The sequence below is a fragment of the Chryseobacterium soldanellicola genome, from assembly GCF_900100115.1.
Classification (GTDB): domain Bacteria; phylum Bacteroidota; class Bacteroidia; order Flavobacteriales; family Weeksellaceae; genus Chryseobacterium; species Chryseobacterium soldanellicola.
This window is the reverse complement of the sequence record NZ_FNKL01000002.1, coordinates 867,739-893,757: the sequence shown is the minus strand read 5'-3', so window position 1 is coordinate 893,757 and position 26,019 is coordinate 867,739. Positions and strand designations below refer to the sequence as shown.

Sequence of the window (26,019 nt, the reverse complement as noted above, 5' to 3'; positions counted from 1 at the left end):
GAAATTATTTTATAGAAGCTGCCCAGCTTTTTTCGAAAGGTAACAGAAAATGACTTAAAAAATCAAGATAGGTGTTTTTAGAAAAATCAAAAACCTGAATGTCTTTTGATAATTCTCCGCTTCTTATTTTTGATTTAAAATCTAACAATTTTAAGGTTTTAACCACTCCGTTTTCTACGTAACTTGCTTTCATTCTGTCGAATAATCCCAGTTGATATTCTTCATCAATCTCCCTCATGATTTTTCCTAAAGCATCGATGCTACATCCGGAAGCCATTTCTTTTTCTTCATCCACACAAATGACGATAAACTGATTTTTTTCAATTTTAAACGAAGATGAAAGCGGTTTCCCATGAGCGGCCCAAGTCGCCAGGAAATCGTATAGTTTCTCCGTAATTACTTTTGCTTCTTTGGTTTCTAAAGGTCTTGATGCCGGATATATGATAACTCTGTAGTCGTTTGTTTCTACAATGTTTGATTCTTCAATTTTCATTACGATCAATTTAAAGGATAAAATTACGGTTTTTTATTTGAAAAATGAGAATTGCTCTGTGCTTCAACCTTAAAAGAATTACGCTGAATATTCAAAAACGGCGTTATAGGAATTTTCGTTTTGGCTTAATATTTTTATCCTGTTGTAGCCTTTTTCAGTTAAAATTGAAATTAACTCTTCTTCGCTATGATGAGAACTTTTTAAAGCGATATTGTTTATTTCTATTACTATTTTCGGTTGATGGAAAGTCAGGATTTCGGTCATTCCTTTTAATGCGGAAAATTCGGCGCCTTCGATGTCTATTTTAATTAAATCTATTTGTGAAATATTATTCTTTTTCACATATTCATCTAAACTTATAGCTTCAACTTTTTCTTTGGAAGTATATTCCTGAAGATATGACGAAGCCATCCCAACATTATTATCGTTTTCGTTGTGTAAAATTTCGATAAATCCACTTTTGTCGGAAATTGCTAAATGTTCCAGTTTAATATTGTGAAAATTATTTATCTGAATATGTTGTTGAAATTTTAAATAATTGGGTTTAAAAGCTTCAAAAGCAAATATTTTCCCTTTTTCGCCAATAATTTTTGATGCATTTAATGAAAACAAGCCAATATTTCCGCCGATATCTATAAATGTACTTCCTTCTTTTAAAGTTTGATATAAATAATCAATTTCATTTTTCTCGTAATCTCCCAAGAAATAAATCTGCTGCTGGATCCAGTCATTCAAATCTAAATTAAGCATAATAGAATCTCTATAAACGACATTCTTTTTGACATTTTTGAAAAGATGATACGGATTAAAAATATATTTATAAAAAGCAAAATACTTTTTCTTAAAAAAATTAAAGCTTAAAATAAATCTAAAAATTGCGGCTAACAGGCTCTTCATATCTGTTTTTGTATTGATTGCAAGATACTGTATTTTGATTAAAATACTAAACCCCAAGATTGCTGTTGAGAAGAACTGTCATCCTAACGCTTTTATTTTTAAAATTTATCTGCAGGTTTTAGAATTAATTTTTTGTCTTTTTTTATAAATAATAGCCAAATCCAAATCAGAAAAGCCAGTATAAAAGAAATAATAATGTTTTGAGTAAATACATTTTTTGCAACTTGACTTGTCTGAAACTCCAAGATTGCATGATTTATGGATGAACCCTCTTTTACCAATGAAGCAATTATGGTTATAACGTTTGCAATAATTATACTTACAATATTTGTAAGAACAATAATATACTTCGTCAATTTTCCATGTCGTCCCTTGAAATAATCATAACCTATAAGTTCTAGATATGTAATAATTAATACCATTCCAGAGGCAAGCCTTTCTAAATATACTGCAAACAAGCTCCAAGCTATAATTCCTGGAATTGAAAAAACAATTGAACCTAAAAATCCTGTCAAATAATTTTTTTCTTTTGCAATTCTTTCTCTTTCAATCTCGTAGAAACTATTATTTGTCTGGTAGAAACAGGTGTTACAAAGTATTATGCCAATATCATTAAGGTTGTAATAGTTAATTTTTTGATTTGTCTCACAGTTATGACATTTGTTTTGCTCTGATATGTTTAGTTTTTTGAATAAATCAACCAAAAAGTCAAATAAACAATAAACAGTTTTGATTTTAGTAAAAATCAGGTTTTCAGTGAATTGAAAAAAAATATTATTGTTCCTAATTTCAAAGTTCGTAAACTTTAAATCTTTTTTATTTGTATTTAGATTTGTTTCGATTTGTAGCTTTTGTTCTTCTGTTAATCTGTCGGTTGTCACTGTTACAAACTTAAATTGGGGAGTGCTTAATAAACTTGCGTCTGCAACGTTGAAAAAGTAACCTTTGTAAAGTCCAAATACACTGTTCTTTGTTTTATGCCAACCAAGATCTTCGGCTATTTTTTTGCTTTTGGAAAAATCATTTGTTATTTTTTTAATTTATTAACGAGCATACTAAATTAAAAACTGCTGTTGGATTTTGGGAGATTAATTTTATTATGCTACAAACTTAGCAGAATTAATTTTCTGCTATTTTAAAATCCGTAAATTCATACGTATTGTCTTCTTTTCCCATAAGCTCAATAGACTTGAACTCTACGTCTCCATTTTCAAGAATCTGATAATTATAAATATCCGTTACATTATCATAATTATGCAATTCATAATATTTCCCGCTATTTGTCCACCAATTTCCGTTCTCAGTGGCCTGTGTTACTTTACCATCCTTATCTATAGCTACAAATAGAAGAACACTTTTACCTTTGTCAAGGCGACAGGAAACCCAATATTTTGATATTCCGTCAACTTGTTGGTTTTGCTCAGAACCTTTATAACAGCCTATAATTTTCTGATCATATTCTTTTTTTTGTGCAAAAGTAAATGACGCCAAACACATCATGGATAAAAGAAAAATTTGTTTCATTGTTTGTATTGTTTAAAATATTTATAATTATTATTAAAATTCTAATCCTCATATTTGCTCTTCCATTTGTAAATGTCGGCAGATCTCATTTACCGTTTTCTGCGCCTACTCTAGGACCAATTTAGGCAGCAGCTTCAACAGCTTGCTCATATCCGAAAGATACAACACTTGCTAAAAATGCACTGGCAGCCGAAGTAAAGAAATTACCTCCCTGCATGAAGCTTAGTGTTCCCTGTACCCCTGCGTGAACGAGACTTCTTAAAGTCTCATTTCCTATACTTGCCGAAGCAGCAAGATGTTTCTAAAAACTCTCCGAAGTTTGTAATTTCGAAGAGGATGAGAAGTATTAAACTTGTGTCTCAAAAAAGATATCAACTCCAGGTTCAAACCCGCGACAACTCCTCCAATTACAGCGCCTTGACCTATAGCAGTATTGACTGTGTTGTTATCTATTTATTAATAAACTCATAATTATGCACCATTTTAAAGTCTATCTCATTACTCATAATTTTCCCATTAAAAAATTTATAATCCTTAAATTTATCTTTCTGATCTTCAGTTAAATACTGATATATATTTTTTTCAATGCACAGTTGTAAAGAAAATTGGTATGTTTTATTACTCTCAATAGGATAGGAGTAGGAACTTCCATATAGCTTAACATAATTGTATTGTAAAGGATTAAAGTATATTTCAAAAGAAAAAGACTGTTCAGAATTTAATGTCAGTAAATTTGACAACAAATATTGATTTATTTCTGCCCATTCTTTACTGACTTTATTAAGTTTATTATCCTTTATCCACTTATTAAGCTTAATACTTTTATTTTTTTTATATCTATTAATTTTATTCTGATATTTTTTTAACTCTCTCTTGTTATTGACTAAATGGGGATAATTAATACCTGACCCCTCTATATAAGTTATTTCATTTTTAAACATGGGCAAAAAACCTAAGTCAGGATAAAAATCAATTAAATTAAAATTAGAGCATGGTTCCTCACTCATATAATTTTTAAAACCTGTAATATCAATTGGCAATATGTATTTTTGGGTGGACTCGTTAGTTATTTTTATTAATAGTTTGTATCTCTTTTCATTTCTTATCTCATAATGAGTATTTTCAACAACATTTATATTTATTTTTATCTGAGAATTAAAAATATGAAACATAAATATAAAAATGATGAGTAAATTTTTTTTAATTTCTTCCATATTATTAAGGATTTATAACAGAATTATTCAACTTTATTAAATTATTGTAAACTTTATTTACTCCTCCCTGATTAATCGGAGTAATATATCCTTTTAAATATAGGGAAACATTGATATCATTTCCCATACCATGCTCCCACATATACGATCTGTATTCTTTGTAAAACTTATATCCGTGAGAGCCTAAAGTTGTTTTACCTAGAATATCCTTTATTATAGGATAATTGTATATAGAATCAAAAACATGTAACATTTCATGACCTATAGTATAAGCATAATCTAATTTGCTTCCTAAAGACGTGCCATTTACTTCAATCATATTGCTTTCGCCAACTTGCTGGGCATCAACTAAATTTCCTAAATTATCATTACGATAGAAAACAGACTTAGTTTTTGAAAGTAAATTTTTAAGGGTTGGTAATTTTTCTGTAAGCTTTACATGGTCTTCATATGATGCTTTGTCTCCTGGTTTCATTCCTGTCTTCAAATTCATCTCTTAATTGTTTTCTTAGAGGATCACCGTCTATTCTATGCATTGCGTGGTTAAACCCGGCGACGATACCACCAATAAGTGCCCCTTGCCAGAAATTCCCTCCTGTAAGTTCAGAACCAACTCCCCCTAAAACAGCACCAGATAATACTGTTCCTGTAGCACTGCTTGCGAACTTACCCGCAACTGCGCCAAACGCAGAAGCTCCAATACTTCCTAAAAATCCCGAAGCAAAAGCACTCCCAAAGCCCTGACCTTGTACTAAAGATAATACACCTTGTGCCAAAGCATGTACAGTTCCTAATGTTCCAAGTTCTTTTGCGATGGGAGCCTTACATTATTTCATATAAAGATTCTTATGTCTTCTAAAAAACTTATTTACATTTATATTTATTTTATCAGAATTAATCTTAGGAATTATTATTTCTATGTTTTTAGAGTTTAATGAATCCTTGACATATTTAGGAATATATTCCGTAGAAAAAACAGTAGAGATAGACAAAAAATATGATTTTGTAGAATCTAACTTATACCTTGCTGTAATATTCTTATGAATAATCGGTAAGTCAATATATTCAGTATGATTTGGTGGAATTAATACGTACTGATTTTTATAATGTAAATATAATATAGCTTCTTGGAAAGATAAAGAATATTTTTTCATTATTTTATCTATTAAACTTTTACTATAATCGAATTGATAATCTAAATAATCTTCTCCCGAATATATACTAGTTACTTCTCCAACATTTTCCTCATCATCATTATCTATTATTTTAAAATCAGTTTGGTATAATCCATTATAAAAAGCTAATGTTTTTTTGCTATTATTCTTAATACTTACTTTCAAATATTGATTTTCAATATTTTTAGTAATTATTTGCAACTCATAACAATCTGATTTTAAACCCAAAAGCATTAACAATGCAGTTAAAATTATTTTTTTCATATTATTTATGGTCTTAAAAGTGATGAAGATAATGATTGAATATACATTGATGGATAATATCTGCTACTAAATGCAGCTGAAAATTTCATGCTTACCCCTGACATACCATCTGTCATACTATGGGCATAAAATTCAGTAATTCTTGAAGCTTCTGCCGCCCCATATCTTGCATTCCATGCTTTAAACATACCTGTAGCAAAATGGAGCGAATGTATTCCTTCATGATACCAAGTTGCAGCAAAGCCTAATGCTGTTCTCATTCTGTATGGAGAAATTAAAACTCTTCCATCTGCCATGGATGTTATACCATTTACAGCTTCACCAGCACCTCCGTCGCTTAGCAATTTGTTACCTTGAAGTACATAATCTGCTCCTGTACTTTCATTATATTGACTTAAGTTTTGTTCATTTGCAATCGCAAAATTTTTAGCACTAAGTTCATAAATTTCTGGGAAAATTTTTGATAGGTCATTTAAAAAGCCCTCTTTTACAGGAGCATCTGCTACACTATTGTCGTTATAATATTTATTAATTCTACTTCTTATTTTATTACTCGTATCCATTCTATGCATCACGTGATTAAACCCAGCTACGATTCCACCAATTAAAGCGCCTTGCCAGAAATTTCCACCTGTAAGCTCGGCTCCTACTCCCCCTAAAACAGCACCAGATAATACTGTTCCTGTAGCACTGCTTGCGAACTTACCCGCAACTGCGCCAAACGCCGAAGCTCCAATACTTCCTAAAAATCCCGAAGCAAAAGCACTTCCAAAGCCCTGACCTTGTACTAAAGATAATACACCTTGTGCCAAAGCATGTGCAGTTCCCTGAACAAATATAGTTCCTAATTTTCCAAGTTCTGTTGCAATTTGGGTAGCCGTACCTGCCGAGCTGACAAATACACTTCCTATGCCATAGGTAACAGCAGCAGAGGCGGCACCAAATAAGGTTGATTTAAAGAAACCTCCCAAATCCCAATTCTGACCAGTAATTGAAGTCATAATCGTATAACTAAAAGATGCTATCATAGATCCAATAATTACAGCTGACAAAAATGCAGATTCAACGAGCCACTCCCCATTAGGGTCATTAGACATCAGTGGATTATTCAATACATATCCATACTTATTATAATTCTGGGTATTGTATGGATCCTGAATATTTTCATCTGCATTTAAGAATCTTCTCAGCAATGGATCATACAATCTACCATTCATGTGGATGATGCCCACTTCTGCAAAATGCTCATGACTGGTATAGCCTCTTTCTACTAATAACGAAGTAGTATCGATTATATTTTTATCCGTAATAATGGCGCCATTTCCAATTTGCAAATGGGTAAAATTACCCCATGCGTCAAAATGTCTCTGTTCCAGTTTGTTTCCGGCTTCATCACTAATGGCTAAGATACTTCCGATATAATCTTTATGCAGGAATTTGTAAGAACCTGTAGATTCATCATAATTTTTAAGATAAACGATATTGCTTTCATATGGACTTCCTCCAATGTAAAGGACGTGTTTTTCTTTGCCTGTAACATTATCTTTTACGACTTCAAAACTTCCGTCTTCACTGTAGAACTTGGTGAATTTACCATCTCCGTCAACACTGAAATTACCACCGTAAGTCACTCTCTGCCTCATGCTTGTCAAACCGTATTGAAAAGCAACGTCACCTTTCATTCCGTCTATAAACACAGGATCATTGTTTTCATTATAAACAATAGTCTGGATCAGATCATTGTTGTAATTCTGCGTTCCTGCTGCATTTAGGGTCATTCCTGTTGGCTGGTAGATCTTAGCGGAGTTTTCATACTTCATTGTTCCCACCTGATCATTCTCCATGATTCTTCCTTTAACATCGTAAACATTTCTGTTGGTGGATGGTTTTATACCTGTAACAGGATTTGTCCAGTTCACCAATCGGTTGTTATCATCATAATCAAATGACTCTACGATATTGAAATCACCTCCGGTTGTTCGGCTATTTAATTCATTCTTAATTGCATTGAATGAATAAGAAAGTTGCAGAATAGAGGGCTTTACGGAAGAGGAATGGTTGACATTCGTTAAAAAACCACTGGCATCGTAGTTGTTGTTTACCTCCGCTGCTCCTAGTTTAGCCTTTAAGACCTGACCTTTGGCATTGGTCTCTTTAAGTTCCCAGAGACTCTTGCCTGTTACTTTATCCTTAACCTGATATAATTCCCCATTCCATGCACTATAAACGTTCTCTATCTGAACTTTGGTTAAAGTTCCCGAAGAATATAATTGTTTTTCGTAAGAAATTACCCTTGCTTTATCATCATAGGTGATTCCTTTCTGCATAAAGTATTTTCCGTTGCTATTTTCTGAGGAGGATAGCACTCGTCCCTGAGGATCATAGACCACGCTAGAACTATAGGCTTTCCCTTTGGAAGTTCCGGATTTGGAAATTACCCGCCCTTTATCATCGTAAGAGTAAGAAATCGTTTTATTGGTTGCCTGGCCGCCATCTGTAGTAGAAAGTTCTGTATGAGAGATGAGCTGGCCTAAACTATTGTAAATGTACTCTTTAGTTCCTTTCGGGCTGATGATCTTCTTCGGTTGTCCGAATCCATCATATTCATATTTATATGTTCCATTTGAAGGATCATTGAATTCTGATTTTCTGCCCCATGAATCATATTTTGTAGTGACAATATTTTCTGCATACTGTGCTTTGATCTGCTCTCCTGCAGCATTATAGGTAAACTGAATTGTTCCTCCCTTATCATTTGAAGAAAGTACATTTCCTAATACATCGGTGGTTTTGGAATTGGTCCGGTTATAGCCATTGAGCTCTTTTACGGTAGTCGTTAAACCGGAAACAGAAGTTTCCATTTGTTTCCCATTAAATGAAGTCGCGTTTAGTTTAGTTGGAAATACGGAATCATCATAGGCTATAACATTCCATTGGCTGGCACTTTGTCCTTCAAAATAAGGTTCAGATTCTTTGAGCTTTCTTCCCAGTAGATCGTATTGGACTTCTTGGGATATAAATTGTCCCTGTCCGAAGGCCTTAGTAGAAGATTTATAATCCTGACCCAATATATTGGTGTATTTCCTCGAAACATCACCGTCTGCATCATACTGGGTAACAATGACATTAGAGTTATTGTCTTTTTCATAAGTATAGGTAGTTGTTCCTTCCAAATTGGTCTTAGATTTCAGGAGCTTACCCCAATTATCATACGTATTGGTTAATGTGTTACCTAAGGGATCAGTTTGAGTTAATATTTGCCCCCAATCGTTATACGTTATATTATTTTGTAATCCTAAATTGTCTGTCTTTTTAATGACAAATCTTCCTTTTGTATCATACTCGGCTGTTGTGTTTTGGGTTTGGGAATCTACATTATTACTGATCGTTTTCTGGGTTACATTTCCAAAACCGTCATAGCCATACGTTTCCTGCAAATAACCCGAATTATCTCTGTTCCAGGTTTTTAATGTTTTTAAAAGATTATTTTCATAAGCATATTCTTCTTTTGCAGATTTGGAATCTCCATAAGCCTGTACTGCGTCGGTTTTGGTCTTCGGACGGCCTATAAAATAATCTGAGCCTGTTCCCGATGGGTTGTGAATGTATTCAAAGGTGGATGTTGTTATTGCATATCCATTATTGACATTGGAAACACTTTGTACTGGAAGATAATAATCTCCATAAGTAATATTTCCCGTTGTAAAGACACCTGTTAAAAAATCTTTGGTTTTTATACTTTTAGGAAGAATTGCTGTAATAACTTTCGGCTTATCAATATCAGCAACAGTAGTGACCACTTGACCGTTCAATAATTTATCCTTTTGGTAATTGGTAGATTTAAAACTCAATAACTGGGTATTATTCTCTGAAATATCACCCGGGAAAATTAGATTCTCGTTATTGGTTCTGATGGACCATTCTTTAACAGGCATTGCATCATTTTGAGGATCAATCTCTGCTCCTGACCAAATTTTAGTGTTTTCAAAACCTTCAGCATACCATGAAGAACGGGCTGCTTGACGAAAACCTATCATACCTTTCCCTGTTAAATGACTAATAAAACCTCTGTATCTGAAATCCTGAATCAATGTGCCATTAGGTATATTTTGCTTAAGCCTTGATACTGCTACTGATAGAGGAATTTGTTCTAGTTCAAAGTAAGGATATAGTTCTTTTTTAATTGCTTTATAAAAATTGGTATCAGTTTTAGAATTAAGTTCTTGATAAGAAACTTCTGTTGTAATCCCTCCTTGTTTAATAAATTTAGCTCTTGCTAAAGTAGGAATATAAGGATATCCATATTGGGTAACATAATTATAAGCACAACCATTTACTCCCGAACAGTCATCAGGTTTTCCAATAGATATAATTTGTTGATTAGTTCGGTTTAAATTCAGAGTTCCGAAAGGAATAACTTTTTGAGCATATTCTCTTCTCCAATCTCTTACTCTGTAAAAATTTAAATTTCCGTTTGTCTGGATAGGTGAATCCAATAAACTAACATTATAATCCCCTCCCCCGCTTGATAAAAATTTCTTAGCAAAATTTGCAGTAGCATCTGCTGTGGTTTTATTAACTGAATAAACAAAGGTCCGCAAAACAGTTTTCTCCTCATCATGATGGGCAGACCATTCGTGATTATTGATAAAAATATAGCTGACAATAATATCTGATTTACCATCTGCATCCATATCTGCAACATTGTATTGAAAATACCTGCTCTCCGAATATGAACATCCCCCACCCGCTTCCCAGACATTATGACTGCTTTCCATCAATACTTCAGATCCTGAACTATAATAAATAAAGTTATTAATGGAGGATTGATTGAGCTTTTTGCCGTCTGAAGTATATAAATTCCAATTATAAGATTTATTGGCTTGAGGAACCAAAATATCCATTTTGCTGTCTCCATTGAAATCTCCATATAAAGCTCCTGAAGAAACACCTCCGAGCACTTGTCCTGAAAAGTTTCCAATACTTGTCTTTATATAATTTCCAGCAGATTGTTTACGAAAATTATAGACATCTGCAATAGTACCGTCTGGCTTTATCTTGATAATATCCTGTATGCCATCTCCATTCAAATCAGCAAAGCGATTATTTTTATTATTATCTCCTGAATTATTAATATTTAGTCCTTCATCGTATTTATAAATACTGTTACTAATATCTATAGTTTCATCGATACCCATCAAAAATGATGAATAATATGTGAAATTATCTATTGTACCACCTCCTCCATCAGGCGGCAATATTTTATTTTGAGAATTTTCTAATTCCAGACTTGCAAGAATATCATCTCCATACTCAACATTCTCGGAGTTAATTCGGGGTTGTAAAAGAGGTAAGGGAGAGTCAATAGATTCTATCTTATCATCATTAAGATGAGGTATTTTATTAGAATATGGCACACTTGTACAGCGGTTTGTTTTGCTGAAACCTATCATCAGCTCTGAAATACCATCCCCGTCGTAGTCATAACTTTCCAAATAGTTTACACTCATTGGTAGTAATTCTGTACATTCAGTACCGCCACTTAATTCTCCGCCAGGGGTATATGTAGCATAAAGAATTAGTTTTGAATATTCAAAGCTAAATTTAAAATTTGAAATATCTACAGAATACACCAGTAACTCATAATTTGGCTTTTTAGGATCTGCCGTAGCTACCTTGTGAGGAATAACGATTCCTACTTTATTTTTTACATAACCCTTTTTTTTAAAGGTTATGGCTGTAGCTTTAGCAAATTCAGTTGCGGTGAATCTATTAAGCTCATATTGCAATGGCATGGTTGGAACATCTTTATAGACTGAACTCTTAAAATTTATAACTCCTACTTGTGTAGAACCTGAAGTTCCTGGAGTAGGGATATACTCAAGATAATCGGTAATGCCATCCATATCAAAATCTCCATATCTCTTTGTATTGGTAGTTGCAATATTATTTTCTTTTGTAGTCTCTTCATTACCTGTTTGTCCAGGCTCATACTCTACAATTATAGGATTGGCAGGCTCGTTAGCAGCATTATATTCTGTAATTTTATTGGCAAATTGATAGCTAGTCCCATTATCAATATATTCTACAGCATATCTTTTAAATTGATTCCCATTAGTTTTTACAGCAACTTCATGAAGTAATTTATTCTGAATAAATTCAATTCCTCTTAAATAGTTTCTTTCATTTAATTTTCTGTCATTAAAATAAGTAAACTCAATTACATTAAAATTCCCCTTCCCTAATACGTCATTTCCTCCCCATTCTATAGAAGAAATTACAGCAACATTAGCAGAAGCTGCTTGTGAATAATTATACGAAATATAATTACCCTGTGTATCTTTCCACTTTACAATATTATATTCTATGGGTGTTCTTGCTGTACTATTGCCAGAAGTAGTAGCACCGTACCAAGCCTGAGAACCGTCTTCAAATGTCACTTCCCAGTATTCAGGGCCTTGCCACGTTTGTCCAGTTACTGAGCCAATAGATTTAATTTTAACACTAGAATACTTTTCTGTCATGTACTCAGCTCCATCTTTCCCATATTCTCCTGATTTTAATATCAGTCTCTGACCATTAAAACTGTAATAATCCGAATAATCAAGCTGAACTCCTTTAAGCTCACCATCTTTTTCTATATTCTTTCCAACTCGTGAAATAGCTGTGATTCCCGAAAGATTCCAGCCATATCCGGCTATCCCGTTTCCTGTGCCACTTGTGTAAACAAGATTAATTTGAGGGGCTACACTTTTTACTCCTGGCGGTAAAGCAATAGGTAAAGTAAACTGAAGCTGTCCGGCTCCATTAACATCAATATTTCCCTTCGTATCATGGAAACTCTGGCCTGTAGGAGCCGTTGTTCCCGAAGGATTATTAGCTCCCGCCTGAGAATCTGAAGGACCTCCGCCTGGGTTTTCCGTAGCAGGACCGATCTTTGCCAAAAAGGGATTAGAAACAGTAGATGAAGCCTGAAATCCTGTCGTAAAAATTACGGATTGTGGATCCTGAACGGTACGAGAGGCACTTTCTGCCTGATACAGTATAGTCTGTGAAAAGCTCAATACCGAGCATACAGATAGTATAAATGATGAAATAAATTTCATATTTGTGTTTTAATAAAGATTGATTATTGATAGTTGGATAAATGAACTACTATCTTTTTGTAATATTTTTGCTGAAAATTCTACCGTCTTTTAAAGTAAAGCGTACAATATAAACACCCCATTCATAGCCGGTCATATTAATTTTTAACTGCCTGTTAAGACTCGGAATATTTTGTTGTTGGAATTTCCAGTGCACCGTACTGTGCTGATACAGAGAAACGGATTCTATAAGACCGTCAACTTTTTCAGTCCAGTCAATTGTAAGAAAATCATTAACCGGAACCGGATATAATCTGATTTCTTTCCAAAAAGCTTTTTCATCAAAGGCTGGCTGAGATTGAACTACTGACACTGCTTTAACTTCTGTTTTAGGAGTTTCTTCAGCATTTTTACCCGCGGGGTTGGTGCCTCTGTATCTTTGGTTTCCGGCTTCATCATACTTGAAAAAAACTTCAGTCTGAGAAAACCCCAGAAATCCTATCATTAAAGAAAAGAGAGATAGTAATTTTGTTTTCATCTTTGCTTTTTTATTGTTTTTATTGATCATCTGTAACCTTGAAGGTTTCAATTTAATTTGTGCTTATTTTTTTGTGGAAATAAGAAGATGTTGAATTTGATTTTTCAATTCCTTAAGCTCCTCTGTCTGTTGCTTAAGCTGTTCTCCCTGAGACTTAATTTGCTTATTTTGGTCAATAGAATAAAGGGTAAGCTCTTCTATTTTCTCAAGTAATTTCGCATCCATTTCTCCAAGGTTTATTCCATTCTTTACAACTTCATCAGCAGATGGAATATTAGGCAGGTGTCCCTTTTCTTGGATATGCTTTTCTATTTCTTCCAGGGAATTAAGTTTGTAACCTTTCACGAAAACATAGTCGGCCCATCCATTAGTAGAAGGAACATCAACTTTTACTCTCTCTGTTTTAATCCCGTCTTTTACAAATAGCTTATATTTTTCACCGTCTTGCCCAATTCCGTTTGCAGGAAGCACAGTAGAGAACGAACCAATCCCTATCGTTCCATTATTGCCAACAATCCAGTTGCCAATATTAAGCTCATTATTTGGAGTCGCACTTACGGGCTGTATATTATTTCCGATATAAATATTATTATTAGCGTTGGCTATTTCTGAAGATGCAGCATTATTATATCCAATTGCAATATTATTATTTCCAGTTCTCAGCATTAGAAATGATTTTGCTCCAAGAACAGTATTATTAGACGCACCCACCCATAATCCCTGTAAAGCCTGTCCTCCGATCCCTGTATTATTATCCCCTGTAATTGTTGATGCTCCTCCTCCATATAAAGTATTAAATCCTAAAGCAGTATTAAGATTTCCAGTAGTCAGTCTATTCAAACCGCTTTGTCCTATAGCAACATTTTGAATACCTGATGTATTGCTAATCAAAGCATTAAGCCCAACACCCGTGTTACTAGTACCCGTAGTGTTTGCACTCAAAACATTATTACCAAATGCTGTATTGCCATTTCCTGTCGTGTTTAATGTCAATGATCCTAATCCAAAAACTGTATTACCAGTAGTAGTACCTTCAACACCACCTCCAAAAAAAAGGTTTTTATCCCAAATATTACCTGTTCCCGTTATCCCTTGAGGTATGAATCTATTTCCTTCAGTAATTCTGAGTTTCTCTATATTATTAATTTTAAAAACTAGAGGTTGGTTATCAGTTGTTCCCAAAAAGTTTGTGGAAGGATTTGTTCCGGAATTTCCACTTAAGTTCCAAGTTTGTGCACAGATAGAAATGCTGCTTAAAATAGCTAAGAGTAAAAATTTTTTTTTCATTTTATGTTTTTATACTTTATATTATATCTTGTTATTTTTGAATAATCCATAAATCCTGAGGTATTGTTGACATCCCTTCCGGTTTTCTAACAACATGCTCAAGTATGGTAAAATTTTTAAATATTTTTTTCATAAATGCTGTTGGATGAAATGCTGAGAAAACCCTATGCCCATCTTTTACATTTCCTCTTACCACTAAAGATCCATTATCGAAACTCTCTCTTTCATGATCAGTCAATTTTACTCTAAAATTATCTCCTTGCATGGATAATAATAAAATACCTCCGATATTAAGAACTCTATACAGCTCATCTATCCATTGATAGTGTAATTCTTCTGATAAATGAGTAAATATTGAAATTCCGTAAATAATATCAAATTGCTCATTCTTATATTGCAAAGGAGGATTAATATCATTAACAGAAAATTCTATATTTGCTAAGTTTTTTTGGCACCATTCAATACTAAGAGCATTATAATCAGTTCCGTACACTTCATTTGATAGATCAATCAGATCAGGAATATGTCTTATAACTCTAGCAGGACCACAACCCCAGTCTAAGATTTTCAAATTCTCCAGTGTCTTATATTTGCTGCAATAATCTAATATCCACTCAGCGGTAAGCTTCCCTCCGTAATAATAGCTGTCATAGCGTAACTGAAAAGCTTCATATATCAAATAGTCAGGTGGTAGCTTTACCGTTGTATGTTTTTGCTTAAAAAGATCGTTTTGTTTCTTGTTTTGAATTTTTTGTTTATAAAACCTTAAATCATCTATAAAGTGTATTACTCCAAGCTTTCTTAGCAAATTGGATATATAATTTTTCAGCATACAATTAAAATTATTTCATAGTTATTATGAGAACAAAAAGAATGAACATTTAGTGCAACGTTTGTAATTATAGAACATATAGAAAATGTTCCATATGAATCGATTTTATTCATCTGTGTTTTTTAATTTCACAAATTTAAAAAAAATAATCAATTTTTAAAAAATAATCACTTATAATTTATTGATTTATAGATAAATACAAATCCAATGCTATGCAATACAGAAATAAATTTTACATCAAAATAAATTGTTTCTGTTAAAAATTTAATGATAAACTTCTTTAAAAGATTCTTATTTACTTATTTTGAAATAAAATAAATAATTCAATAGAATTTTTAGAAAAATATAATATTTTTGGTCATTCTAATCTTAAGACAAGAATTAAAATTAAAGTATGTATAACTTATTAAAATCCATCGTCAAAAATATTGTTCCGAATACAATTCTTGTTGAAAATGAAGAAAGATTTAGAAGACTTTTAATTCCGCTTTATAAGGGAAAAAATCACGAATGCAATATTTGTAAGACAAAATTAAAGCATTTCGCCAAACTCAATAATCAAGACACTATTTGTCCCATATGTGGCAGCCTTTCAAGAACCAGAAGACTTTATATGCTGTTGGAGAAAGAATTTTTAAAACTAGGTTTTCTTGTTCTGGATTTTTCCCCATCCCGAATTTTGTACAGAAAACTGAAAAAAAGAAAAGATTTTCTTTACTTTCCTACTGATTTTGAAGATGCTTTTTTATCAGATTATCATTACGACATTACAAATATTGATACGGAAGACAATAAATTTGACCTTATCATCTGCTATCATATACTGGAGCATATTGTAGAAGATAAACAGGCAATGAAAGAGCTCTACAGAGTCCTGAAAAAAGGCGGAACACTGCTTATTCAAACTCCTTTTAAAGAAGGTGAAGCTTATGAAGACTACACAATCATTTCGCCTGAGGAAAGATTAAAACATTTCGGACAGGAAGATCATGTGAGGATCTATTCTGCTTCGGAATTGGAAAAAAGGTTAAAAGAAGCAGCTTTTCAGACTGAGATTAAAACATTTGAAGCAGACATTTATTTTGGTTTAAAAAAGGACGAAAAAATCATCATTTGCAAAAAATAATTTCATTATCATTTATAAATAAAAAACTCAAGATCGCTCCTGAGTTTATACTATATTTTTAATTATTTCATTATAAATCTTCCGCTTCTGCAAGCAGCTCTACGATGTCTTTTACGGCTACTTCTTCATTTTTATTAAAATGTTTCACCCCATCGGTCATCATTGTATTACAGAACGGGCAACCTGTTGCGATCACTTTAGGCTCAAAAGACAGCGCTTCTTCCGTTCTTTCGATATTGATGTCCTTATTTCCTTTTTCCGGTTCTTTGAACATCTGTGCGCCGCCTGCTCCACAGCAAAGTCCGTTGGTTTTGCAACGTTTCATTTCAACAAGTTCTGCATCAAGCTTTTCAAGCAGCATTCTCGGAGCTTCATATTCATTATTCGCTCTTCCAAGATAACAAGGATCGTGGAAAGTGATTTTTTTACCTTTAAAAGCACCCCCTTCAATTTTTAATCTTCCATCTTCCATTAAGCTTTTCAGGAATTGAGTATGGTGAACCACCTCATAATTTCCTCCCAAGCTCGGATATTCATTCTTCAATGTATTGAAGCAGTGCGGACAAGCCGTTACGATTTTTTTAACCTCGTAAGCATTCAGAATTTCAATATTGGTTAAAGCCATCATCTGGAAAATAAATTCATTTCCAGCACGTTTTGCAGGATCTCCGGTACAGCTTTCTTCCTGCCCAAGAACCGCAAATTCAACACCTATTTTATTTAATATCTTGCAAAATGCTTTCGTAATTTTCTTGGCACGGTCATCGAAACTTCCGGCACAACCCACCCAAAATAAAACTTCAGGTGATTTTCCTTCGGCAGCATATTCTGCCATTGTTTTTATATTGAAATCCATTATATTTTAATTTAACAATATAGCAATTTAGCAATGTAATAATCGGTAAACTGATACATTGATATACTGGTAAACTTATTTAGTCATTCGCCCAATTCAGACGATCTGCTTGATTGTACTGCCAAGGTGCGGCATTGTTTTCTACATTGGTCATCATCAGATTCAACTCCTGTGGCGCAGCAGACTGTTCCATGACCAGGAATCTTCTCATTTCAAAAATGATAGAAAGCGGATCTAATAAAACCGGACAGGCTTCCGTACAGGCATTACACGTTGTACACGCCCAAAGTTCTTCTTTTGTGATATAATCATTCAACAACTTTTTACCGTCGTCTTCAAATTTTCCGTTTTTATCGATATTTCTTCCCACTTCTTCCAGACGATCTCTTGTTTTCATTAAAATCAATCTTGGAGACAGCTTTTTACCTGTAATATTGGCTGGACAAACGGAAGTACATCTTCCGCATTCCGTGCAGGAATAGGCATTTAATAGCTGAACCTGGTTTAAATCAAAAACATCTTCCGCGCCAAATTTTGAAGGAACATCAGCTTCCGTACCTTCTGCCGGAGCAGCGTAAGGATCTGCGTTTGGATCCATCATTAATTTGATCTCTTTGGTCACAGAGTCTAAGTTGTTGAATTTCCCTTTTTTCTCCAAATTGGCGTACCACGTACTTGGAAAAGCCAAAATTATATGTAAATGTTTAGAATAATAAAGATAATTCATGAAAAACAGAATCCCCACAAAGTGAAACCACCAAGCTCCTCTTTCTACAAAGAACAAAAATCCGTTATCAAAACTGAAAATTTCTAAAAACGGAACGAATGTCATTCCACTGATCGGAAAACTTCCATGTTCAGGAAAAACACCTCTATGCTGCAGAATTAAGTCTGAAGAATTCATTGTAAAGAAAGCGATCATCAAGGCAAATTCAATGATCAAAATCCAGTTGGCATCTTGTTTTGGCCATCCGAAAAGTTCTTTCATCGTTAATCTTTTCACCCCGTAAAAATTTCTTCGAATGAAAAATATAACTACTCCAATTACAACTAAAAGAGCTAAAACCTCTAAAGTTGCCGTAAAGAAATTGTAAAAGCCATGTCCTAAAACCGTTGCCAAAAATCTGTGTGTTCCAAAGATTCCGTCAACAATGATTTCAAGAAGTTCTATATTAATAATGACAAAACCTACATATACGAAAAGGTGTAAAATACCTGCTACCGGTCTTTTTACCATTTTGCTCTGTCCCATTGCAACCCGTGCCATGGTTTCCCAGCGCTCTGCTTTTCTGTCGTTCCGGTTGATCTCTCGTCCTAATCTGATGTTTCTGTAAATCTTCTGCAGACTTTTCCCAAACAGTCCAAAACCAGCAACCAATAAAATCAGAAAAATAATATTATCGATATATTGCATGGTATTTAGTTTTTATTGTTCTTACCAAAAACCGAGAAATTAATATATCTTTTCGGATTGGCTTTCATGTCTTCAATTAATGAATTCAGGTTGGTAGACGCAGAATTTAAGTTGTTATACAGCTGCTCGTCCTTCATCAGTTTTCCTAAGCTTCCCTGCCCGTTATTAATTCCGGCAACAACATCATTAAGCTTACCAACGGTAGCATCCAGATTAGCAATTGTTGCATTTAATCTTTTGGTATCAATGCTTTCGGCAAGGTTTCCGTATTTATCTAAAGTCACTTTACCACTTTGCATGGTAAGGCTTGCATCATCCAGTACTTTTTGAAGTTTAGGGTCATTATGACCGACCAAACTGTTGACACTTCCTGCAGTGGTTTGTAGTGCACCTACAGTTTTATTAAGATTGGTAAGCAATAACCTGATTTCTTCTCTGTTTTGTGCGTTGACAACCTGGTTAGCACTCGACATTAAAGAATCAACTCTGTACAAAACAGTTTGTAACTGATCTTTAACAGGGCCAACCTGAGAAGAAAGGCTTCCCAAAGTCCCCAATTTGAAAGCACCCTGTAAAGTATCGCCATCTTTTGCAGTAACACCGCCGTATGAAAGATTTACTCTCATTTCTTTACCGGACATTAATCCCGGCTCAAAAATTTCAAGTGTTGAATTTTTTGAAAATTCAAAATTATTATCAACAGTAACTTTTACAACAAAATGGATTTTTCCGTCTTTTGTTGTCTGAGGAATGATTTTATCAACCTGCCCCACCTTTAATCCATTGATGGAAACTGGTGAAGATTGTGCCAGTCCCTCTACATTATCATATCTCGCGTAAAATATATTATCGGTTGTAAAAAGGCTTCTGCCTTTCATGAATTGAAACAACAGCACAAAGCCTACAATGGCTAAAAGCGCTATAATACCAGCTTTTAATTCTTTACTGAACTTCACTTGCTAAATTTTTTCTATGAGCAAATATACTACATTTAAATTAATGTTTTTGTTTATTGCTCTGCGTTAAATACAAAAAAAGTGGCAAAAATTTTGCCACTTTTAATATCATTGAAATTTAATTTCTTATTGTTGCTGATTTCCAAGCTTACCCCAGATCTCAATTCTATAGTCATCAATTTTGGCGTTGTCTTGTAAGCTCTTTAACCAAGCCTGCCCAAACATACCCTGATTTCTCTGAGTTACAGACTCCGTGAATTGCTTAAGATCACCAGGCTGCTTGTTGATTGTTTCGTTCTTTTTGATCAAAACATAAACTCCTGTTCCACCCTCTACCGGCTTAGAAAGCTGTCCTTTCTTAACTCCGAATGCAGCTCCTGCAACCTTAGGCTCCATTGCGCCTGCAACTGATGGATTTAATAAATTAACCTGTGCAGATTGTTTTGTAGTAGCAAATTGTTTTGCAATCTGATCTAAATTACCTGCTTTACCAATCTTCTCAGAGATTTGTTTTGCCGCTAATTTATTTTTAACAACCACCTCAATCTGATCTCTTACAGATTCAGGATCAGCAGTTCCTTTTTCCTGTTTTCCGTTTAAATAAACTACGATTTTATCGCCGGTTCCGTCAACAGTAAAGAATTCTGTATCACCTTTTTCTCTTTTCTTATCAAAAGCCCAGGCAAGAATTTCTCCGTCTTTATCTGTTCCTAAGCCCTGAAGCTGTCCGTCAAATCTTTTAGCCTGTTTAGGATTAGAGAACTGATAGTTTCCTTTTTTAGCAATATTGACAAAATCGTTGAAAGATTTACCTTGAACTTGCTGGATGAATCTTCTTGCTTTCTTATCGTTTTCAGCTTCCGTAGCGTCAGAAGGCTTAATCGCTTTCACTAAATTAGCTACTTTATAGCCCATTGCTCCGGCTTTTTTATCTTCAATATTAATGATATGATATCCGAATTGAGTTTCTACAACACCTGTAGCACCTTTAGGATTGTTCGCTAAATATGTTAAGAATTCAGGAACGAAAGGAGTTTCAGGGGTTGTCCACCCTAAGCTACCCCCTTGAGCGGCAGAATTTGGATCGTTTGAAAGTTTAAGAAATTCCGTGAATTTCGCCGGATTAGCTTTTACGATAGCTCCGATAGAATCTGCTAATTTCTTAGCCTGTTCTTTAGATCTTGAAACGCCTTCTCCCGCAGGACTTCCTTTAAATGCGATCAAAATATGTCTTGACAATGTAGAATCCGAAGTCTTTTTATCAACCAATTTAGAAACTACATAGAAGTTTTGCTCTTTATATGGCCCGAAAGTCTGTCCAACTGTAGCAGTTGCAATCTGACCTTGGATTGTTTGTGGCAACTGAGTCGGCTTCAAATACTGAGGGTTGAAAGGCATATCAGAATTTGCCGTTACAAACATAGAGTCGTTCTTGGTATTCTGAAAATTTTCCGTACCGCCGCTTGCATCAGATCCTGCAGAGAACAATTTTGTGATCTCTTTCTGAGCTGCTGCATCATCAGCCGCACTCGGTTTAGATGGAAAATAAGCAATACCTAAGTTTCTGCTTGCCTCAGTTTTGAACATTACAGGATGCTGATTGATATAATTAGCTAAATCCTCAGTCGTAACTTTGATATTATTTTTCTGAAGGTATGAAGAGTAATCAACTTTTACAAAATCGATATCAGCTAACTGATCTCTTTCTCTCATTAATTCTTCCGCTTCTTTTTTACCTGTTGTAACTCCTGTAGAAATATTTGCAAACACCTGTCTAGCCATAATTCTATACTCAATAGACTTTCTTGACTTTAACCATTGGTTGTAGCCTTCAGGCTGTTGTGCTTTTAAATCTTCAACTTGTTTTTTAAGCTCCTGCGTCTTAAAATTACCTTTTTCGTCGAAAAATTGCTTTTGCTGAGCAAACATCTGATCATACTGGATCTGACTCCAGAAATAATCTTCCGTCATTTCAAAGCCCATTTTTTCGAATTGCTGTTTGATCAGTTTCGATTGTACAAGCAGTTGCCAAGCTTGTTCTTCAAGGCCGTTCTTTGGTTGACCTTGTTGCTCAGCCTGTTGTTGTAGCACGAAAAGTTGATCGTTAAACTCTTCACGGGTAATTTTTTCACCGTTCACTTTTCCTAAAACATCAGGATTCTTACCGAAAACCTTATCGATACTATCGGGGTTTACAAGGAACGCCAAAAGCGCCAATGCAATCACTCCCATCAAAAGCCAAGGCTTACTCCTAATTTGTCCTAAAATTGCCATTATATAAATTATAGTTTTTTATCAGTTTGCGAAAATACACATTTTTAAGAAATTACAGAAATATAAGACCTTTATTTTAATTTTTAAAATTCAAATAATACAAAAAAGGAAATTTTGACCATATTTTTTATCAAAAAACAAATGGCATAGGTATTGTGCATTTTAGAGATACCTAATATGTTACAACTATTTACCGCATATTGCGTAATTTCACGTTAACGATTTAAAACGAAAATGACAATTTGTCATTTGATTTAACTATGACAGAATTTGAAGATATGAGTCTGGAGGAAATGATAAGTGATGGGTTTGATATTGTAGCCGAAGAAATCAGCCTTGCAGATCTTTCGGAAACTGAAAAAAATTCCGAGCAAAAAATATTCCCGATACTTCCTGTAAGAAATATGGTAATGTTCCCTAATGTGGTAATTCCTATTACTGCAGGGAGAAAAGCCTCTATACAGCTTTTAGAGGAAGCCCAGAAAAATGGAGATTTTATCGGAATTGTAAGCCAGAAAAACTCAGATATTGAGCAGCCGACTGAAAAAGATCTTTACCAGACCGGAACTTTAGCCAAGATTATTAAGATCATTAAACTTCCTGAAGGTAATATTACGGCGATCACCAAAGGCTTTCACAGGTTTAAGATTAAAAACTTCGTTGAAACCCAACCGTATTTTAAAGCTGAAATTTCAAAATTAAAAGACGGAAAACCTAAAAATAAGGAAGAATACGAAGCTTTACTGGAAAATGTTAAAGATTTAGCATTAAAAATTATTGAGCTTGACCCGAATATCCCGAATGCAGCGAATTTTGCGATCAAAAACATCAATAACAATGATGATCTATTAAATTTTATCTGCACCAACGCTAATTTTTCATCTACTGAAAAGCAAAAGCTGCTTGAAGAGAAAAATTTAATGGAAAGAGCCAATAAATGTTATGAAATGATGCACGAAGATTTCAGAAAGCTGGAATTGAGAAATCAGATTCATCAAAAAACATCGAAGGATCTTGACAAACAGCAGCGAGAATACTTTCTGAATCAGCAAATCAGAACCATCCAGGATGAATTGGGAGGCGGGCCGGAAAGTGATGTTGAAGATTTAATTAAAAAAGCAAGAACAAAAACCTGGAATTCCGAGGTTGAAGATCATTTCCAAAAGGAAATCAGCAGATTACAGAGACAAAATCCTAATTCACCGGACTACAACGTTCAGAGAAATTACCTCGATTTCTTTACAGATCTGCCTTGGGATACATTCACCAAAGATACTTTTGACATTGAAAAAGCCGAAAAAGTTTTAGATAAAGCACATTTTGGGTTAGAAGACATCAAGAAAAGAATTTTGGAGCACATGGCTGTTTTAAAATTAAAAAACAACATGAAATCCCCGATTTTATTATTGGTAGGGCCTCCGGGAGTGGGTAAAACTTCGTTAGGAAAGTCTGTTGCCGATGCCTTGGGGAGAAAATACGTCCGCGTTTCTTTGGGCGGGCTTCACGATGAAAGTGAAATCCGTGGTCACAGAAAAACCTACATCGGTGCAATGGCGGGAAGAATTCTTCAGTCCATTAAAAAAGCCGGAACCTCAAATCCTGTGATCGTGCTGGATGAGATCGATAAAGTTGGGAAAGGTATTCACGGAGATCCGAGCTCGGCACTTCTGGAAGTCCTTGATCCTGAACAGAATAAAGCCTTCTATGATAATTTCTTAGAAATGGGCTATGATCTGTCTAAAGTAATGTTTATTGCAACAGCCAACTCGCTATCAACAATCCAGACTCCACTTTTGGACAGAATGGAAATCATTCAGATCGCGGGTTATACCTTGGAAGAAAAAATCGAGATTGCGAAAAGACATTTAATTAAAAAACAGCAGGAAGAAAACGGTTTGGATACAAAATCTTTCAAACTCGGAAATGCTGAATTAAAACATATTATCGAAGCTCACACCTCAGAAAGCGGTGTAAGAAGTCTGGAAAAAAGAATAGCATCCGTTGCCCGTTGGGTAGCATTGCAGACGGCTTTATTAAGGGAATATGATTCTAAAATTTCGCTTGAAAAAGTAGATGAAATTTTGGGAGTTCCAAGACCGAAAAGCTTATCTGAGCTTACGGATGTTCCGGGAGTTGTAACAGGCCTTGCATGGACAAGCGTTGGCGGAGATATCTTATTCATTGAAAGCATTTTAAGCAACGGAAAAGGAGCTCTGACAATGACAGGAAACCTGGGAACGGTGATGAAAGAATCCGCGACAATTGCTTTGGAATATATAAAGGCAAAACACGATGAACTCGGGATTTCTCAGGAAGATATTGAAAAGAAAAATATCCACGTTCACGTTCCGGAAGGGGCAACACCAAAAGACGGACCTTCTGCGGGAATAGCAATGCTGACCTCAATGGTTTCTTCTTTTAAAAATAAAAAAGTAAAACCTCATCTTGCCATGACCGGCGAGATTACATTAAGAGGAAAAGTGCTTCCTGTAGGCGGAATTAAAGAAAAGCTTCTCGCCGCAACAAGAGCCGGAGTAAAAGATGTGATCCTTTGTGAAGCCAACAGAAAAGATGTTGAAGAGATCAAAAAAGATTATTTGAAAAATCTGAAAGTGCATTACGTCAATAAAATGGAAGAAGTTATTGAAATTGCTCTTGAAAAATAATTTATAGTTACATATAACTTCTCAATACAAGAAAAACACGCCACAATTTTTGGAGGCGTGTTTTTTTTGATTTTTACAATAATAATTGATGACATTGGTTATCAAATTTGTCTTAACAGAGCCGGCTAATTTTTCATAAATTAAATAATAAACGTTAATTAAATAAATATAAACTCAAATCCGGAGGGTTTTTCTTATTTTTATGCAACAGATTTGAATGTATGAATTTTCTTCGATTACCCTTCCTTGTTAAACTTACCCTTGTCGTGATCTCCATCATAGGGCTTGGCTATCTTTTGGCATTGGGACAGAGTATTTTAGCACCATTTTTCCTGGCATTTCTGATGGCGATGCTGTTTTTGCCTTTCGCTTCTTTTTTGGAGAAAAAACTTAGATTTCCGAGGTCTTTTTCCACATTGACTTCTTTGATGATCATGTTGATGATTTTATCCGGACTGGTTTACTTTTTTGGATCGCAACTCTCTAGCTTTAGTAAGGATCTACCGCATTTAAGGGTACAATCAACGGTTGTTTTTAACAGCTTACAACATTGGGTTTCAGATACTTTCCATATCAAAATTGATCAGCAGCTGGATTATCTTGATCAGGGTTTAGATAAACTTCTTTCTTCTTCAGGCGTAATTTTAGGCTTCACTTTCGGAATATTTTCAACCGGATTCGGATTTATCATATTTTTTATTCTTTTTTTCATTTTCATTTTAAATTACAGAAGAATTTTAAATAATTTTATTGTCACCGTTTTTAATGAAAAACACAAATCCAGCGTACAGGAAGTCGTTAATGAAGTAAGAATCATGACAAAAAAATACATCATCGGGCTTTGTCTGCAGGTGCTGATTGTTTCTATTCTTACATCAATCGTTTTGACCATTTTAGGTGTAAAATATGCTGTTCTTTTGGCTATTTTAACCGGTTTATTAAATGTAATTCCTTATTTGGGAATATGTATTTCACTTTTAATTTCCTGTTTTATTGCTTTTGCAACAGGAACTCCAGCCACATGCATTTATGTGATTATCGGATATATCGGAATTCATATTGTGGACGGAAATATCATTCTGCCGTTCGTTGTAGGTTCAAAAGTGAAGATAAATGCCTTATTTTCTTTCCTCGGAATACTTCTGGGCGAGCATCTTTGGGGAATTGCAGGAATGTTTTTATGTATTCCGGCTATTGCTATTTTAAAAATTATTTTTGAAAGGGTGGATGGCTTAAAACCTTGGGGAAAATTGCTCGGCGAAGAAGAAAAGCCTCACAAAAAGAAAAAAAGCTACAAAATATCGAAAAATATTACGTTGAAAGAAATGGATTGAGTCCTGAGTAATAAGTACGAATAATTTACTTTAAAAATATTAATAATACATAAAAAAGCCCCTCAAATTGAAGGGCCTGTTTTT

The 26,019-nt window shown here is 34.3% G+C and carries 19 protein-coding genes; 3 read left to right on the top strand and 16 right to left on the bottom strand.

The window, feature by feature from the left end:
* Positions 1-4: 4 nt before the first annotated feature.
* The 12 genes from BLT04_RS08915 to BLT04_RS08855 form a co-directional block, all read right to left on the bottom strand.
* Complete coding sequence (locus BLT04_RS08915) at positions 5-493, bottom strand: hypothetical protein (protein ID WP_089755423.1); 489 nt, start codon at positions 491-493, stop codon at positions 5-7.
* A gap of 78 nt (positions 494-571) precedes the next feature.
* On the bottom strand, positions 572-1,390 hold the full coding sequence (locus tag BLT04_RS08910) for an FkbM family methyltransferase (protein WP_089755422.1): 819 nt from the start codon (positions 1,388-1,390) through the stop codon (positions 572-574).
* Between the two features lie 98 nt (positions 1,391-1,488).
* Positions 1,489-2,271 carry a hypothetical protein gene (locus BLT04_RS08905; RefSeq protein ID WP_089755421.1) on the bottom strand — a complete coding sequence of 261 codons (783 nt, stop codon included), beginning with the start codon at positions 2,269-2,271 and terminating at the stop codon, positions 1,489-1,491.
* Positions 2,272-2,509: 238 nt separating this feature from the next.
* A complete protein-coding gene (locus BLT04_RS08900; RefSeq protein ID WP_089755420.1) occupies positions 2,510-2,914 on the bottom strand; it encodes a hypothetical protein in 405 nt (134 codons plus the stop codon).
* A 449-nt stretch (positions 2,915-3,363) separates the two neighbouring features.
* Complete coding sequence (locus BLT04_RS08895) at positions 3,364-4,128, bottom strand: hypothetical protein (protein WP_089755419.1); 765 nt, start codon at positions 4,126-4,128, stop codon at positions 3,364-3,366.
* Positions 4,129-4,132: 4 nt separating this feature from the next.
* Positions 4,133-4,621 (bottom strand): hypothetical protein, encoded by a 489-nt coding sequence (locus BLT04_RS08890; protein ID WP_170828453.1) that lies wholly within the window; start codon positions 4,619-4,621, stop codon positions 4,133-4,135.
* Complete coding sequence (locus BLT04_RS08885) at positions 4,575-4,904, bottom strand: hypothetical protein (RefSeq protein ID WP_089755417.1); 330 nt, start codon at positions 4,902-4,904, stop codon at positions 4,575-4,577. Before BLT04_RS08885 ends, BLT04_RS08890 begins: the two co-directional genes overlap by 47 nt.
* A 51-nt stretch (positions 4,905-4,955) precedes the next feature.
* Positions 4,956-5,567: a hypothetical protein gene (locus BLT04_RS08880; RefSeq protein WP_089755416.1), complete on the bottom strand. Its 612-nt coding sequence runs from the start codon at positions 5,565-5,567 to the stop codon at positions 4,956-4,958.
* 5 nt (positions 5,568-5,572) lie between these two features.
* Entirely contained in the window at positions 5,573-12,673 is a 7,101-nt protein-coding gene (locus tag BLT04_RS08875) for a SpvB/TcaC N-terminal domain-containing protein (protein ID WP_228421923.1), read from the bottom strand.
* A 49-nt stretch (positions 12,674-12,722) separates the two neighbouring features.
* Positions 12,723-13,190, bottom strand: a complete 468-nt coding sequence (locus tag BLT04_RS08865) for a T9SS type A sorting domain-containing protein (protein ID WP_089755567.1) — start codon at positions 13,188-13,190, stop codon at positions 12,723-12,725.
* Positions 13,191-13,253: 63 nt separating this feature from the next.
* Positions 13,254-14,372: a hypothetical protein gene (locus BLT04_RS08860; RefSeq protein WP_170828452.1), complete on the bottom strand. Its 1,119-nt coding sequence runs from the start codon at positions 14,370-14,372 to the stop codon at positions 13,254-13,256.
* Between the two features lie 136 nt (positions 14,373-14,508).
* The gene (locus BLT04_RS08855; protein WP_089755414.1) at positions 14,509-15,309 is read right to left on the bottom strand and encodes a class I SAM-dependent methyltransferase; all 801 of its coding nucleotides are present in this window, start codon (positions 15,307-15,309) and stop codon (positions 14,509-14,511) included.
* A gap of 394 nt (positions 15,310-15,703) precedes the next feature.
* Between BLT04_RS08855 and BLT04_RS08850 the strand changes: the two genes are divergently transcribed.
* Entirely contained in the window at positions 15,704-16,435 is a 732-nt protein-coding gene (locus tag BLT04_RS08850; protein WP_089755413.1) for a class I SAM-dependent methyltransferase, read from the top strand.
* 70 nt (positions 16,436-16,505) lie between these two features.
* On the opposite strand, the gene BLT04_RS08845 is transcribed toward BLT04_RS08850, so the two are convergent.
* The 4 genes from BLT04_RS08845 to BLT04_RS08830 form a co-directional block, all read right to left on the bottom strand.
* Positions 16,506-17,291, bottom strand: coding sequence for a (Fe-S)-binding protein (locus tag BLT04_RS08845; protein ID WP_089755412.1), 786 nt, complete (start codon positions 17,289-17,291; stop codon positions 16,506-16,508).
* 79 nt (positions 17,292-17,370) lie between these two features.
* Positions 17,371-18,705 (bottom strand): 4Fe-4S dicluster domain-containing protein, encoded by a 1,335-nt coding sequence (locus BLT04_RS08840; protein WP_089755411.1) that lies wholly within the window; start codon positions 18,703-18,705, stop codon positions 17,371-17,373.
* A gap of 5 nt (positions 18,706-18,710) precedes the next feature.
* The gene (locus BLT04_RS08835) at positions 18,711-19,661 is read right to left on the bottom strand and encodes an MlaD family protein (protein ID WP_089755410.1); all 951 of its coding nucleotides are present in this window, start codon (positions 19,659-19,661) and stop codon (positions 18,711-18,713) included.
* A 126-nt stretch (positions 19,662-19,787) separates the two neighbouring features.
* The gene (locus BLT04_RS08830) at positions 19,788-21,935 is read right to left on the bottom strand and encodes a SurA N-terminal domain-containing protein (RefSeq protein WP_089755409.1); all 2,148 of its coding nucleotides are present in this window, start codon (positions 21,933-21,935) and stop codon (positions 19,788-19,790) included.
* A gap of 260 nt (positions 21,936-22,195) precedes the next feature.
* Here BLT04_RS08830 and lon point away from each other — a divergent pair, with 260 nt between their 5' ends.
* Entirely contained in the window at positions 22,196-24,601 is a 2,406-nt protein-coding gene (gene lon, locus BLT04_RS08825; RefSeq protein ID WP_089755408.1) for an endopeptidase La, read from the top strand.
* A 221-nt stretch (positions 24,602-24,822) separates the two neighbouring features.
* Positions 24,823-25,935 carry an AI-2E family transporter gene (locus BLT04_RS08820; RefSeq protein ID WP_089755407.1) on the top strand — a complete coding sequence of 371 codons (1,113 nt, stop codon included), beginning with the start codon at positions 24,823-24,825 and terminating at the stop codon, positions 25,933-25,935.
* Positions 25,936-26,019 lie beyond the last annotated feature (84 nt).

Bases quoted from the DNA above. Each gene is read 5' to 3' on its own strand.
- BLT04_RS08880 (WP_089755416.1), bottom strand. From the start codon at position 5,567: ATGAAAAAAATAATTTTAACTGCATTGTTAATGCTTTTGGGTTTAAAA.
- BLT04_RS08865 (WP_089755567.1), bottom strand. From the start codon at position 13,190: ATGAAAACAAAATTACTATCTCTCTTTTCTTTAATGATAGGATTTCTG.
- BLT04_RS08820 (WP_089755407.1), top strand. From the start codon at position 24,823: ATGAATTTTCTTCGATTACCCTTCCTTGTTAAACTTACCCTTGTCGTG.
- BLT04_RS08890 (WP_170828453.1), bottom strand. From the start codon at position 4,621: ATGAATTTGAAGACAGGAATGAAACCAGGAGACAAAGCATCATATGAA.
- BLT04_RS08900 (WP_089755420.1), bottom strand. From the start codon at position 2,914: ATGAAACAAATTTTTCTTTTATCCATGATGTGTTTGGCGTCATTTACT.
- BLT04_RS08875 (WP_228421923.1), bottom strand. From the start codon at position 12,673: ATGAAATTTATTTCATCATTTATACTATCTGTATGCTCGGTATTGAGC.
- BLT04_RS08850 (WP_089755413.1), top strand. From the start codon at position 15,704: ATGTATAACTTATTAAAATCCATCGTCAAAAATATTGTTCCGAATACA.
- lon (WP_089755408.1), top strand. From the start codon at position 22,196: ATGACAGAATTTGAAGATATGAGTCTGGAGGAAATGATAAGTGATGGG.
- BLT04_RS08830 (WP_089755409.1), bottom strand. From the start codon at position 21,935: ATGGCAATTTTAGGACAAATTAGGAGTAAGCCTTGGCTTTTGATGGGA.
- BLT04_RS08895 (WP_089755419.1), bottom strand. From the start codon at position 4,128: ATGGAAGAAATTAAAAAAAATTTACTCATCATTTTTATATTTATGTTT.
- BLT04_RS08855 (WP_089755414.1), bottom strand. From the start codon at position 15,309: ATGCTGAAAAATTATATATCCAATTTGCTAAGAAAGCTTGGAGTAATA.
- BLT04_RS08910 (WP_089755422.1), bottom strand. From the start codon at position 1,390: ATGAAGAGCCTGTTAGCCGCAATTTTTAGATTTATTTTAAGCTTTAAT.
- BLT04_RS08845 (WP_089755412.1), bottom strand. From the start codon at position 17,291: ATGGATTTCAATATAAAAACAATGGCAGAATATGCTGCCGAAGGAAAA.
- BLT04_RS08915 (WP_089755423.1), bottom strand. From the start codon at position 493: ATGAAAATTGAAGAATCAAACATTGTAGAAACAAACGACTACAGAGTT.
- BLT04_RS08840 (WP_089755411.1), bottom strand. From the start codon at position 18,705: ATGCAATATATCGATAATATTATTTTTCTGATTTTATTGGTTGCTGGT.